General features: G+C 53.9%; 10 protein-coding genes. 4 read left to right on the top strand and 6 right to left on the bottom strand.

Annotated elements, in window-relative coordinates; genetic code table 11:
- Positions 1 to 100: 100 nt before the first annotated feature.
- On the bottom strand, positions 101 to 1,759 hold the full coding sequence (gene odhB / locus ACAW75_RS25070; RefSeq protein ID WP_370731531.1) for a 2-oxoglutarate dehydrogenase complex dihydrolipoyllysine-residue succinyltransferase: 1,659 nt from the start codon (positions 1,757 to 1,759) through the stop codon (positions 101 to 103).
- 122 nt (positions 1,760 to 1,881) lie between these two features.
- Positions 1,882 to 4,659: a 2-oxoglutarate dehydrogenase E1 component gene (locus ACAW75_RS25065; protein ID WP_370731530.1), complete on the bottom strand. Its 2,778-nt coding sequence runs from the start codon at positions 4,657 to 4,659 to the stop codon at positions 1,882 to 1,884.
- A gap of 324 nt (positions 4,660 to 4,983) precedes the next feature.
- Here ACAW75_RS25065 and ACAW75_RS25060 point away from each other — a divergent pair, with 324 nt between their 5' ends.
- From ACAW75_RS25060 to ACAW75_RS25045, 4 genes are all read left to right on the top strand, one after another.
- The gene (locus ACAW75_RS25060; protein ID WP_370731529.1) at positions 4,984 to 5,316 is read left to right on the top strand and encodes a PKD domain-containing protein; all 333 of its coding nucleotides are present in this window, start codon (positions 4,984 to 4,986) and stop codon (positions 5,314 to 5,316) included.
- A gap of 92 nt (positions 5,317 to 5,408) precedes the next feature.
- Complete coding sequence (locus ACAW75_RS25055) at positions 5,409 to 6,248, top strand: hypothetical protein (RefSeq protein ID WP_370731528.1); 840 nt, start codon at positions 5,409 to 5,411, stop codon at positions 6,246 to 6,248.
- 8 nt (positions 6,249 to 6,256) lie between these two features.
- A complete protein-coding gene (locus ACAW75_RS25050; protein WP_370731527.1) occupies positions 6,257 to 7,114 on the top strand; it encodes a hypothetical protein in 858 nt (285 codons plus the stop codon).
- A 93-nt stretch (positions 7,115 to 7,207) separates the two neighbouring features.
- Positions 7,208 to 7,495, top strand: a complete 288-nt coding sequence (locus ACAW75_RS25045) for an Imm8 family immunity protein (RefSeq protein WP_370731526.1) — start codon at positions 7,208 to 7,210, stop codon at positions 7,493 to 7,495.
- Between the two features lie 23 nt (positions 7,496 to 7,518).
- Here ACAW75_RS25045 and ACAW75_RS25040 read toward each other — a convergent pair whose 3' ends face one another.
- The 4 genes from ACAW75_RS25040 to ACAW75_RS25025 form a co-directional block, all read right to left on the bottom strand.
- On the bottom strand, positions 7,519 to 8,814 hold the full coding sequence (locus ACAW75_RS25040; RefSeq protein WP_370731525.1) for a WG repeat-containing protein: 1,296 nt from the start codon (positions 8,812 to 8,814) through the stop codon (positions 7,519 to 7,521).
- A gap of 73 nt (positions 8,815 to 8,887) precedes the next feature.
- Positions 8,888 to 9,976, bottom strand: coding sequence for a glycoside hydrolase family 130 protein (locus tag ACAW75_RS25035; RefSeq protein WP_370731524.1), 1,089 nt, complete (start codon positions 9,974 to 9,976; stop codon positions 8,888 to 8,890).
- 234 nt (positions 9,977 to 10,210) lie between these two features.
- Complete coding sequence (locus ACAW75_RS25030) at positions 10,211 to 11,719, bottom strand: hypothetical protein (RefSeq protein ID WP_370731523.1); 1,509 nt, start codon at positions 11,717 to 11,719, stop codon at positions 10,211 to 10,213.
- A 70-nt stretch (positions 11,720 to 11,789) separates the two neighbouring features.
- The gene (locus ACAW75_RS25025) at positions 11,790 to 12,179 is read right to left on the bottom strand and encodes an endonuclease domain-containing protein (protein ID WP_370731522.1); all 390 of its coding nucleotides are present in this window, start codon (positions 12,177 to 12,179) and stop codon (positions 11,790 to 11,792) included.
- Positions 12,180 to 12,264: the final 85 nt, after the last annotated feature.

Below are 12,264 nucleotides of genomic sequence, written 5' to 3'. Positions count from 1 at the left end.
GTTTCAAGTGCGCTGCTTATTCAACTTTTGTATAATTAAGCAGCGCACTTGAAACCGCGGCGGCGGACCGTCTGAGACTTGAAACCTGAAACTCCTTTGTTTAGACGTCTAACAAAATACGGGTTGGGTCTTCCAGCAGTTGCTTCACGCGCACCAGGAAGCTCACCGACTCTTTACCATCGATGATGCGGTGATCATAGCTCAATGCTACATACATCACCGGACGGATCACAATCTCGCCATTGACAACCACGGCCCGCTCAACGATGTTGTGCATGCCTAAGATGGCCGATTGGGGCGCGTTAATGATCGGCGTCGACAGCATCGAACCGAACGTACCACCGTTGGTGATGGTGAACGTCCCACCCTGCATCTGCTCGATAGTCAGTTTATTATCACGAGCCAGGCCAGCCAACCGGACAACTTCTTTCTCGATTTGCGAGAAACTCATCTGCTCGGCGTTGCGGATCACAGGAACAACCAAACCACGATCCGACGATACGGCAATCGAAATATCACAGTAATCGTTGAACACCATCTGATCACCGTCGATCATGGCATTCACTGCCGGGAACTCACGCAGGGCAATACAAACGGCCTTGGTGAAGAACGACATGAAGCCGAGACCAACCGCGTGCTTGTCTTTGAACTTGTCTTTGTATTTGCCGCGCAGGTCCATGATTGGCTTCATGTCTACCTCGTTGAAGGTAGTCAGCATGGCCGTTTCGTTTTTCACAGCAACCAGACGACGGGCAATCGTTTTCCGCAGCGACGTCATTTTTTCACGGCGCTGCGTGCGGGCACCGGGGGTGGGAGCCTGAGGCGCGGGGCTTGGGGCAGCCGCTGGCTTCGCTGCGGCGGGAGCTGGCGCAGCAGAAGCCGGTGCCGCCTGTGGTGCAGGGGCAGGACTGGCTTTCATGGCGTCTTCTTTCGTGATTCGGCCTTCAACGCCCGTACCCTGAACCTGCGATGCCTCAACACCTTTTTCGGCCAGAATTTTGGCCGCTGCGGGTGATGGATAATTGGCCGCGTAGCTAGCCGATCCGTTGGCGCTTCCGTTTTGGGCGGCAGCAGGCTGAGCGGCTGGAGCTGGTGTAGCCGGAGCGGCCGACGTGCCTGAAGCGGCACCTAGCTCAATTCGGGCAATCGTAGCGCCAATGGCTAGTGTATCGCCTGCCTGGGCGACAATCCGTAACGTACCTGCCGCTTCAGCGGGTAACTCAAACGTGGCTTTGTCAGACTCGAGCTCGCAAAGGGTTTCGTCCATCGCCACCGTATCGCCATCCTGCTTATTCCAGGCGGCAATGGTCACTTCGGTGATCGACTCACCAACCGACGGGATTTTTACCTCGATCGTACTGGCCGACGCTGGTGCTGAAGGAGCAGCGGCTGGCTCAGCACGGTCCGACGGCTCGGCGGCCTGTACGGCGGGCGTTGGCTCAGGAGCCGGGGCTTCAGCTTTGGGGGCTTCGGCAGGTTGCTGCGCCGGAGCCGGGACCGCTGGAGCCGCAACGCCCGATGCACCAGCGGCTTCGATCGTGCAGATGGTTGCCCCGATGGGGAGCACATCACCGGCCTGCGCCATAATGTGTAGGGTACCTTCTGCTTCGGCAGGTAATTCAAATGATGCTTTGTCGGAGTCGAGTGTGCAAAGCACCTCATCGAGTTTCACAACATCGCCGTCTTTTTTCAACCATTCTCCCACCGTGACTTCGGTGATGGATTCACCCACAGCGGGGACTTTTACTTCGATAGCCATTTTTTCAGTTTCAAGTTTCAGGTTTCAAGTTTCAAGTCTGGCTCACAAGCAACTCCTGCCACTGGCAGAGCCACTTGAAACCGCGGCGGCGGACCGTCTGATACCTGAAACTTGAAACTCCTTTATTCAAATGCTTTCTGAACCAGTGCTGCCTGTTCCTGCGTATGAAGCTTGGCAAAACCAGTGGCGGGCGATGACGCCGACTCACGACCAACGTACCTGAGCGCCTGCGCCCCGGTAAACTTCTCCCGGAACCGGCGAAGCATGAACGAGAAACAACCCATATTCTCGGGTTCTTCCTGCACCCATACGATCTCAGGCTTCTTGTATTTCGCCAGTTCGGCATCAAGCTGCTTCATGGGCAACGGATACAATTGCTCCATCCGAACAATGGCTACGTCGTCGCGTTTGTCAGCCTGTTGTTTCTCCAGCAGGTCATAGTACACTTTACCGGTGCAAAGTAATACCCGCTTCACCTTTTTCGGGTCGGCATAGGCATCGCCAATTACTTCGCGGAACGTACCGGTAGCCAGTTCGTCCAGCGGCGAGATGGCCTGCGGGTGGCGCAGCAACGACTTCGGCGACATGATCACCAGCGGCTTGCGGAATTCCCAGGCCAACTGCCGACGCAGCACGTGGAAGATGTTGGCTGGTGTGGTGATATTGGCTACCACGATGTTGTTCTCCGCACACAGTTGCAGGTAACGTTCTGGCCGGGCATTCGAGTGTTCCGGGCCCTGACCTTCATAACCGTGTGGCAGTTGCATCACCAGGCTATTCTGGATTCCCCACTTCGATTCGCCCGCCGTAACGAACTGGTCGATGATCACCTGCGCACCGTTGGCGAAATCACCAAACTGAGCTTCCCAGATAACCAGGGCATGCGGGGCTGCCATAGCGTAGCCGTACTCAAACCCAAGCACACCAAATTCAGACAACAGGGAATTGTAGATCTGGATAGGCATCTGCCCTTCCTGAATGTGGTTTACCGGCGTGTATAGCTGGTTGTTGGTCGAATCATGCAGAACGGCATGGCGGTGCGAGAACGTCCCCCGCTGCACATCCTGACCACTTAAACGAACCACTTTGTTCTCAAGCAGAATAGAGCCGTAGGCCATCTGTTCGGCCACTGACCAGTTCACGGTTTTGGCTTCGAACACCATTTTCTTCCGGTCGGCCAGCAGCTTATCGATCTGCTTCAGCGGCTTGAACCCGTCAGGAACGGTGGATAATGCCTTACCGATTTTTTCCAGCGTTTCGATAGCCACCCCTGTTTGTGGCGACTGATCAAAATCGACAGGTTCGGCGTAGCGTAACTCGGCCCATTGCTGGTCGAGGCGAAGCGGTTTGTAAGGCAAGCCTGGCTTCTGTTTGACCTGATCGAGGCGGTCCTGCAATACTTTTTTGAACTCAGCGTCCATACTGGCGGCCAAAGCGGCATCCACATCACCCCGTTCGATCAGCAGCTTGCTGTAGATCTCGCGGGGGTTGTTATGCTTCTCGATCACCGAGTACATGGTTGGCTGCGTGAATTTCGGCTCATCCGATTCGTTGTGGCCGTAGCGACGGTAGCAAACCATGTCGATGAACACGTCGCGCTTAAACATCTCGCGGAACTCAACGGCCAGTTTCGCGCAGAAGATCACCGCTTCCGGGTCATCGCCATTGACGTGAAAAATCGGTGCGTCGATGATCTTGGCTACGTCTGAGCAATAGATCGATGAACGGGCGTCGTCGAAATCGGTGGTGAAACCAACCTGGTTGTTGATCACAAAGTGCAACGTACCCCCAGTCTGGTAACCGGGCAGTTTGGCCATTTGGGTCACTTCATACACCACACCCTGGCCAGCCACGGCGGCATCGCCATGAATCAGGATCGGCATGATCTTGGCGAAGTCACCCTTGTATTCTTCGTCGGCCTGCGCCCGCACAAAACCTTCGACAACGGGGTTCACCGCTTCAAGGTGCGATGGGTTCGGCGCCAGCTTCACGCTGATTTCCTTACCGCTCGGGGTTTTGGTCAGGCTGGTGTAGCCGAGGTGGTATTTCACGTCACCGTCACCATGCACCTGCGTAGGTACGCTGCCTTCAAATCCATCGAAAATGGCTTCGTACGATTTGCCCAGAATATTGGTCAGTACATTGAGGCGCCCCCGGTGTGCCATGCCAATCATTACTTCCTCAACGCCCATATCGGCCGCCCGGCTGATGATGGCATCAAGAGCCGCAATGGTTGTTTCACCACCTTCCAGTGAGAAACGCTTCTGGCCTAAGTATTTGGTATGCAGGAAGTTTTCAAAGATCGACGCCTCGTTCAGCTTCTCCAGAATCCGCTTTTTCTCGTCGGGGGTTGGGCTGAATGTGAGTGCTTCCTTCTCGATCTTGTTCCGCAGCCAATTCTTTACGTCAATCTCGCGGATGTACATATACTCGAAGCCAATCCGGCCCGCGTAGATGGTTTCCAGCGACTCCATGATCTTGCGAAGTGTGGCGGCGCCAATGCCCAACAGATTACCCGACTCGAATACGGTATCCAGATCGGCCTCCGACAAGGCATAATCGGCCAGGCTCAGGCGTGGGTTACGATCCTTGCGTTGACCAATCGGATTTGTTTTCGATAACAGGTGTCCCCGCGACCGGTACGCCTTGATCAGGCTGGCTACCGATACTTCTTTCTCACTATGCCGGGCATCAACGGGTATTGTTTGAGCCGTACCGTTTGTACTGGCTCCGTTTCCATGGGTGGCCGCACTCTTTTCGCCATAGGTAAGCGAAAAATCAAATCCTTTAAAAAACTGCTGCCAACTGGTATCGACCGACGCGGGGTCCTGCTTATACGCCTGATAAAGCTGGTCGATATAAGCCGCGTCAGAGTTGGCTACATATGAATACTGATCCATGATTGGTTTCAACGCACTGTTTGGCCGACAAAGGTAAGGCAAAGCCTACGAACCGGGGTGAAAACTTCCTGATTTTATCCTATTTAGCGATCAAATAACCGCTCGTACCAGTAACCAACATTCAGGTTATCTAGTTGCCGACAATAATTCCGCCATCTTGCAGGTACTGAAGCAGTCGTAACTTACTTTCTAACACAATACGCATGGCGTACTAGTTGTGGGACTATGAGTTGGTATAACGCACAGGAGTACCGTGCCAGAAGATTACGTACTGACTAGGGGGTTTCTACGTTATTGATGTACTTTGCGCGTATCCTTCTATGTATGAAAACCACTTTATTGCTCTTATTGGCGGTCTTGCTGCTTAGTTGCGAGCCGTTTAACCTGGAACGAATCGACTTTAGTAGTTGCGTAAAACCGTCGGCCAGCGTGGGTGCTACTATCACCAAACTTCAGGTAGCCCTTTTCGTCGACAAATCGAGCGGCGACATTAATACAGTCAGCTGGACGTTTGGCGATGGACGTGGCCTCCCCCAAAGCGGCGCTAAAGTTACCTATACGTATGACCGGCCTGGTAACTACCTGATAACCATGTCCTTAACAAACCGCTGCAACCAAACCTTCTCGGCTACCCGAACCATTACCGTAGCCAACTAACGCCTAATGGTTGTTCAGCGTTAGTCTTGGAGCCGGGCCATGTTCTGCCTCAATGGCAGCCAGCTTACTCACGATGAATGATCTGCCAACATATGTCGCTTTCTCTACGATCTCTTCTTCCTTTACTGCTGTTGTTGTCCATTTCGTTTGCCGGAAACGCGCAGGGACGGGTCAGCAATGTACGCATGCGGGCCATCGACCAGCAATCGATCGAGGTGTTCTATGACCTGCGTAACAGCGTACCCACCGACTCCATCTATGTACGCCTGCAACGACGTGATGGTAAATTGCTTGCCCCTGAACTGAACAGCGTCAGTGGTGATCTGGGCACAAACCGGGTTGACGGACGTGACCAGCGGATTGTCTGGAACCTACGCCGCAACGGTCTTCTGCTCCGGGAAGAAGTTCGGGCAGTTATACTGCTGAAGCCGGGTGGCCTCCTGACCTCCTCGGGGCCAACGCCGACCGAAATAGCCCCCGCCCTGCCCGATTCGGCTTCGTTGGTCCCTGATAAGCCTTACCGTGGCCCGGCCTGGGCACTCTTGTCGTTACTGGCGCCGGGCGTTGGCAATATCTTCGTCCAAACGCCCAAACCACGCGTAGGGTTGAGACCGCTAGTAGCCGTTGCTGCCTACGGTTTGCTTATCTATGGAGCTGGGCAGCAAGGCGAAGCCGACCAGGCTTATACCGATTATGTCAGTGCTGGCAATGAACCGGCCGCCGAGCCGTTTTATCAGAAAGCGAACTCCGCCCATCAACGGTACTATATAGCTACCCGTGCCGCCGCGGCGATCTGGGTCACTGACCTCACACTGACGCTCATTCGCGGTTTCCGTAATCAACGAGACGAAAAACGGGCCGCCCAACCTATCACTTACCACCTGAATTACCAGGCCAACACACCGGTTGCAGTCATTCGGTATACCTTCTAACCCGCCTTATGCGTTACCTTCTCTTTTATTTCAGCTTGCTGTTGCCTGGTCTTGCCAGCGGGCAAACACCAAAAGCAACGGTTACTTCGTCGGCCAGCGAATGGACAACCTTAACCATTACCGCAACAGATACCGTAGCCAATACCACCGCCAAAACAAAAACGACGCGAACAACCCGGCCTAAATCAGCTACTGCTACGGCAGCAACCAGCAAAACCACTACGGCGGTAACCGATGCACGATCAGCGGTAAAAAGACCAGCTACGGTGCCCTCTGTGCGTCCGGCCATGGCAAAACCAGCTGTTCGTACTTTTCTGGAAACCTTTGCCGACAATCACAATGGCTGGCTGACGGGCAAACGGAACGGATTTGATCTGGAAATTGCGAAAGACAGTTATTACATCCGCAAGCAGAAAAGCGATAATCGCCCCGGCCGAACGTATATCAAGCTTCCCGACGATCTGAATCTGAACCGGGCCGATACGTTCACGGTGAGCGTAGAAATGATCATTCCGCCCACTGTTGAAGCCGATGGCGGGCTACTGATTGGCGTAAAAGACACCAGTAATTATTGCCAGTTCCGGGTGATAGGTACGTCGAAAGTTGCGCTTTACACGCGAGTGAATGGTGTTGCGCAGCCCAATTACATGATGGGCAAGCCTACAGCCGCCAAAGTAGCGATCTCATCTACCCGCAACACACTCACAATTCGTCGCACCGGTGAGCAACTCCATTTTTTCCTTAATGGTAAAGAGGTAGAAGACAGTCCGCATCCTTACCGCCCCTTCAAAGGCAATGGGGTTGGCTTCATCAATTTTGCTGAAGCCGTCAAGTTTCAGTATTTGACAGTTCAACTGGGAAAGTGAAGGTCGCCCAGAGAATGCGAGCAGTAATTAAGCATTGTTACAGCCCGACTATAGACGACTTATTCGGGTACATGCCGGAGAACCCACTTGTGTTTGGCTTTCCACTTACGTTTATGCTCGGGCTGTGATCTACCCGGCGAGGATAGCTTCGCTGTCTACGTCTGTAGTCCTGGGCACCTGCAAGCATCAAAAAACAACGTCACGTTTGGTCGCCACCTGCTGATCGTAAACCGGTATGATTTCGACGAGATACTCGATGTAGCAGCCAAGCATATTACATCTTTTGACGAACCGACCTGGCCTGCACTTGCCGAGAAGCTAAGCCGGTTTGGCAAATGGGAATTTGAAGACTATCAACCCTACAGCGCCCCTGAGCCGTAAACAGGTCTTTCTATTTAATTCACTTACCTGATCCGGTCGCCGTTTCGATCCAGATCGTAGCTGTTACCGTTGATTGTAACATGCGCCCGGCCGTCTTTGTAGACCTCAATGTCGTCGTAGACGGGCAGGATCATCCATTTTCCTTTGCGCCATAATCCCCACTGACCATCTTTTTTCGCCGGTCGCTCGCCATACTGCCCTACGTCACCGAGTAGTTCATCATAGGGCTCTTCGCGGGGCGACACTGTTTTTTTTGAGGTGGCCACATTGTCACCACTCTGATTTACGCTTGATGTAGCCTTCGGCCGACGTTTACGTTTCGGCTGGGTACGTTCGCGGGTCGATTCATCAGCGTTGTCGGTAGCGACCTGCTCTGTTTTTGTCGACTCCTGCTGTTTTGGGTCCGGCCCACCGTTACTTTTTAGCAACACGACCACAAAGCCGATAAGGCCACCAGCGATCAGTAACGCCACCAGAAAATCACGCCAGCCCGACGACGATCTAGTAGCTACCGGAATCGGCGATGTAGCAACAGGTGCCGCGTTTACCTGATTAACAGGAGCAGCAGTGGGTACGTTGGCTGGCTGGGCTGGCCGATCCCACCAGACCAGGTGCCGCCAGTCAGTGGATGTCAGCTTTTCGCGGAGGGTACCCCCCTGCGGTTCTTTTTCAGACGCATAAAAATTGGCCGTTAGATACACCAGCACGGCGTCGGCCAATGCTTTCTCGTCGTAATTGATCGCCCGAAACAGGGCCCGGATAGCTGGCGCCGGAATATGCTCTTTATAATCATCCAGGATATCGCGGACCTTCTGCTGCATCGTTTCTGCCGTTTCAATCAACGTACCTGACTGCCCACCACCTGGAGTTGGCAACGGAGACGTACCTGCGCCCATCACATCCGATACAGTAGCGACAGACGAGGTGGTTTGACTAGGTGTCGAGGCAGGTGTAGATGCCTCTGCAACTGGTACATCGGGAATCTGGGCCATCAGGCGCGGCACCCACTGATCGACCACGAACGTGCGCGACAGGCCTAGCCGTTCGGCATCCAGGGCAAAGCCACCAATCTGAACCTCCGATAGTTTTTTCTGATTGTCGGTCGCTACTTTCCGAATCAGGGTCTGCAGATCGATAATCTTGCCAAACTGCGGATTCAACTGTCGGGTAACATCGTCGACCAGCCGTAGAAAGTCTGGAATGCCAAGCTCCATTGCCTCCGCAGGCAACCCCGTCCGCGCCCACTGCCAGTCGGCTACGTTGCCCTCGTGGAGCACTAGTTCATTCTTGATCCGTTCGCGGAGTTCGTCGAGAGACATGTAAACAGAGACAGACTTGGTCAATTATGGGTATGAATGTACAAGAAGCAATCGCTGAAAGAACGGCCGCCAGTTAGCGTGGGGTCGTGGCGACGCCGATTTTAGAGTCGGCAGTACCGTAATACAGAAACCACCGTCCTTTAAACGATACCATACCTTCCAGAAACACAACCTGATTTACCTGTCCCTGCGTTTCATAAGGCTGGTCTGGTTTGATAAAATAAGTTGCAGTGCGGTCAAGCAATTTCGTGGGGTCTCGTTTGTCAAACAGAAGCTGTCCACCGGTGTAGGCATGTTCAGGCAGGCCGGGGTCACCCTGTTTGTTGTTCATCCCATTGTAGATCAGCACAATACCCGCTGACGTCAGTAACGCAAATGGGCCAGGCTCGATCAAGCGGGCGTCATGCTTTCCTACTCTCGACTGGGCTGCGGCCTGGAAACTGCCCGGAACAGCACCCACCAGTGGCGTCCAGTGCAGCAGGTCAGGCGAAGTAGCCATGCGCAGGTCGGGCTGATCACCCCAATACATCCAGTAGGAACCGTTTATTTTCTGGGCCACCATCCGGCTTCCCTGTTGGCGGCATACAATTGCGCCCGATTTCGACCAGCTAGTCCGATACAGTTCCTGCCCAAACGCCAGCCCCTGTTTTTGCCAGCTAATCAGGTCGTTCGAGGTGGCTATACACAACCGTGCTTTGTCGCCGTCGTAGGTCGTGTAGGTCATAATATACACCCCATTGGGGCTTTCCACCACGCGCGGATCTTCACAGCCTCCCTCCCATTCGTAGGGTTTCATCGCGTCGTTTTCAGGATAGAAGACCGGTGTTGGTCGGCGGGTAAAGTGAATACCATCCGAACTAACCGCCAAGCCAAGCCGCGATGTCCCGTTGAACTTCCCCACGGTATCCTCAGCCCGGTACAGCATATACACGTTCCCATTCCGAACCACCGCCGCCGGATTGAATACGTCTTTTTCTTCCCACCGCACCGTATCCCGGCGAACCGGGCAGAAGAATGTCGTGCTCGTTTTAGCGTCTAAAATCGGATTAGCAGCATTCTGTTTCTGGAAAGGTCCAATCATCCACGGCTTTTCGGGCATCGACTGAGCCGATAAGCCGAACGGCGCCATGAGCAGAAGAAGCAGAGATAGGTACCTTTTCATAAGGGGGGAAGACGGATGAAAGTAGCTTTCAGGCGAACGAAACGAAGGCCCGAAGCTGCCTAAAGGGTTTATCCCCTCAACACCTTCGAGCCTTTAAACTTCCGTTGTTGCTTGCCTGTGGCGAGTGACGACGGAAAACCTGGATGTAAGTTGTCACCCTGCGTCAGTGGGAGGTGCCTGGTGGAAGGGCACCATGCACGAAGCAAGTCGTTAACAACTATCCATAGAACTGGCCTAAACGAAGCCGATACGTGCTTTTTCAGTGATCTGCCATTTATCGCCCTGCAATGTCAACTGGCCGGGAGCCACCGTCTGAATCCGGCTGTTCGGACCGCCGGGATTATTTTCGTACAGGCAGGCATCGCTCAAATAGGAATACGGATCGCTTAGCGCCAATTGCTGTGATTCGGGCGACTGACTGACGCGGAAGGTAGCCGTATTGGGGCTGGTCAGGTCTATTTCGTAGACCGTACCCCGTTCGGCCATATCCAGCAAACCAGCTACGCTAAACCCGTTGCCAAGGTCAGCTGTACGGGCAAATAATTTTGTGGGCGGCGCAGATGGCGCGGGCGCAGGTGGAGGCGTAGGAACCGGTCCGGCATTTCCTGTTCCTCCCATATCCGGCTGTGATGCTGCAGTTGGGTACGTACCTGACTGTGAGGGCGCCGGTGGAACAACGGGCGTAGTGCGCAACGGAGCCCCCTGCGACTGGCCAGGGAACGTACCTGAACCACCCGACTGAGCAGGCTGCGTAGGAGCAGACGGCTGAGTGGGAATTACCGGATTGGCCGGGTTACCATACCCAGTACGCGGCTGATTTCCCCCCTGCACAGGCGCAGGAGCCGGACCACGCTCAGCAGGTGAATCGGGGCGACGAGGCGGTTCGGCCTGAGTCATCATGCCACGTTCGGCTGGACCACGCTCGGCCATAGGCTGGGTAGCCACGGGACCACGTTCAACGGGCCGGTTGGCGGGCCCAGCCGGTGCCGAACCAGCCAGTTTCTTTTCGGCGATCGTCAGGCGGTTTGCCAGTTCAGCAACGGTATTGCTCAGCCGGTTATTTTCGTCCTGTAGCCCTGCCAGCCGTGCGTCTTCTTTGTCTGAGACAGTAGTACCTAGTCCACGCTGCCGTGTCAGCAGCAGGTAGCCTAAGCCCAGCAGATTGAGCAGCGAGAGCCAGAATGCCCATGTCCCCCACGACATGCCAGTGGTAGCGGTAGCCGTTTCAGCCCCATCCACGGGCGTTTCGCCTTCCTGCAGGGCCGCTACCTGTTCACTTACCGCTTTGTCGGGATCAGCGCTGCCAGCCAGCGCTGTCATCTTGGTTTGGTACGTAGCAAATGACGCCAATTGAGTCCGGTGAACACGCTCCGAACCGTTCGTAACGCGCTTCAGCACGTAGCGACGTAGGCTATCGAGAACGGCGCCTTCACTGCTAAAGGCATCGGCAGCAAACTCGTCATTGAGCATCATACTGTGCTTTTTGATGTCATTGACGAGGCCATCCGCCTTTTTCAAATTATTTGCTTTGATGAAATCAGCCAGATCACCGTAGGTCGTACAACCGTCGCAGGCTGGTTTCCTGGCGGCTCCGAATGTTTTTTGGTCCGTTGCCAGGAACTCCAGCGTAGCCTTCGCCATGCCGAATGTGCTTTTTTCAATACCCGTTTCAGCGGTGGGCGTAGTCTGGGCCAGCGCCTTCACAGCCAGCAAGCAGAAGAAAAGAGTTGAGGTAGGTTTCATAGAGGTCAAGGGATTTACCCCCAACCCCCTGCAGGGGGCTACTGCGCTGCGAGACTACTTTCGCGGAGCTTTAGTCCCCTTTAGGGGGTTGGGGTGGTTTTGGCAACAACTGATTTATCTTGGTAAGTATTCGATTACTATCTTGTTCGACTTCTTCATTACGAAAGCGACTAACTGTTAATCCAGACTCTTCCAACATATAAGTTCGATTTGCGTCATATTCGATTTGGTCTGCCATATCGTGTACACTCCCATCTACCTCAATAATCAGTTTAGCATGATGGCAATAGAAATTGGCAATGAAGTAATTGATTGGGTGTTGTGCTCTAAAACGATAGTCAGGAAAATGTTCTTTCAATTTTCGTTGAAGTAGCATTTCAGCCGGAGTCAACGCTTTTCTTAATTGCTTCGCATTAGCAAAAATGATTGGTGTGGCTCCAAAGAACATATCTGCTGGCATGTCGATTGATGCTGATTTAGTATCGAGTCAGCGTCCTCCCTAAAGGGGCCTACTGCGCTGCAAGGTGATAGAGCGGAGCATTAGC

Origin of the sequence: Fibrella arboris (genome assembly GCF_041321095.1) — a bacterium.
Classification (GTDB): domain Bacteria; phylum Bacteroidota; class Bacteroidia; order Cytophagales; family Spirosomataceae; genus Fibrella; species Fibrella arboris.
This window is presented reverse-complemented; position numbering and strand designations above follow the sequence as displayed.

Bases quoted from the DNA above. Each gene is read 5' to 3' on its own strand.
- odhB (WP_370731531.1), bottom strand. From the start codon at position 1,759: ATGGCTATCGAAGTAAAAGTCCCCGCTGTGGGTGAATCCATCACCGAA.
- ACAW75_RS25065 (WP_370731530.1), bottom strand. From the start codon at position 4,659: ATGGATCAGTATTCATATGTAGCCAACTCTGACGCGGCTTATATCGAC.
- ACAW75_RS25060 (WP_370731529.1), top strand. From the start codon at position 4,984: ATGAAAACCACTTTATTGCTCTTATTGGCGGTCTTGCTGCTTAGTTGC.
- ACAW75_RS25055 (WP_370731528.1), top strand. From the start codon at position 5,409: ATGTCGCTTTCTCTACGATCTCTTCTTCCTTTACTGCTGTTGTTGTCC.
- ACAW75_RS25050 (WP_370731527.1), top strand. From the start codon at position 6,257: ATGCGTTACCTTCTCTTTTATTTCAGCTTGCTGTTGCCTGGTCTTGCC.
- ACAW75_RS25040 (WP_370731525.1), bottom strand. From the start codon at position 8,814: ATGTCTCTCGACGAACTCCGCGAACGGATCAAGAATGAACTAGTGCTC.
- ACAW75_RS25035 (WP_370731524.1), bottom strand. From the start codon at position 9,976: ATGAAAAGGTACCTATCTCTGCTTCTTCTGCTCATGGCGCCGTTCGGC.
- ACAW75_RS25030 (WP_370731523.1), bottom strand. From the start codon at position 11,719: ATGAAACCTACCTCAACTCTTTTCTTCTGCTTGCTGGCTGTGAAGGCG.
- ACAW75_RS25025 (WP_370731522.1), bottom strand. From the start codon at position 12,179: ATGCCAGCAGATATGTTCTTTGGAGCCACACCAATCATTTTTGCTAAT.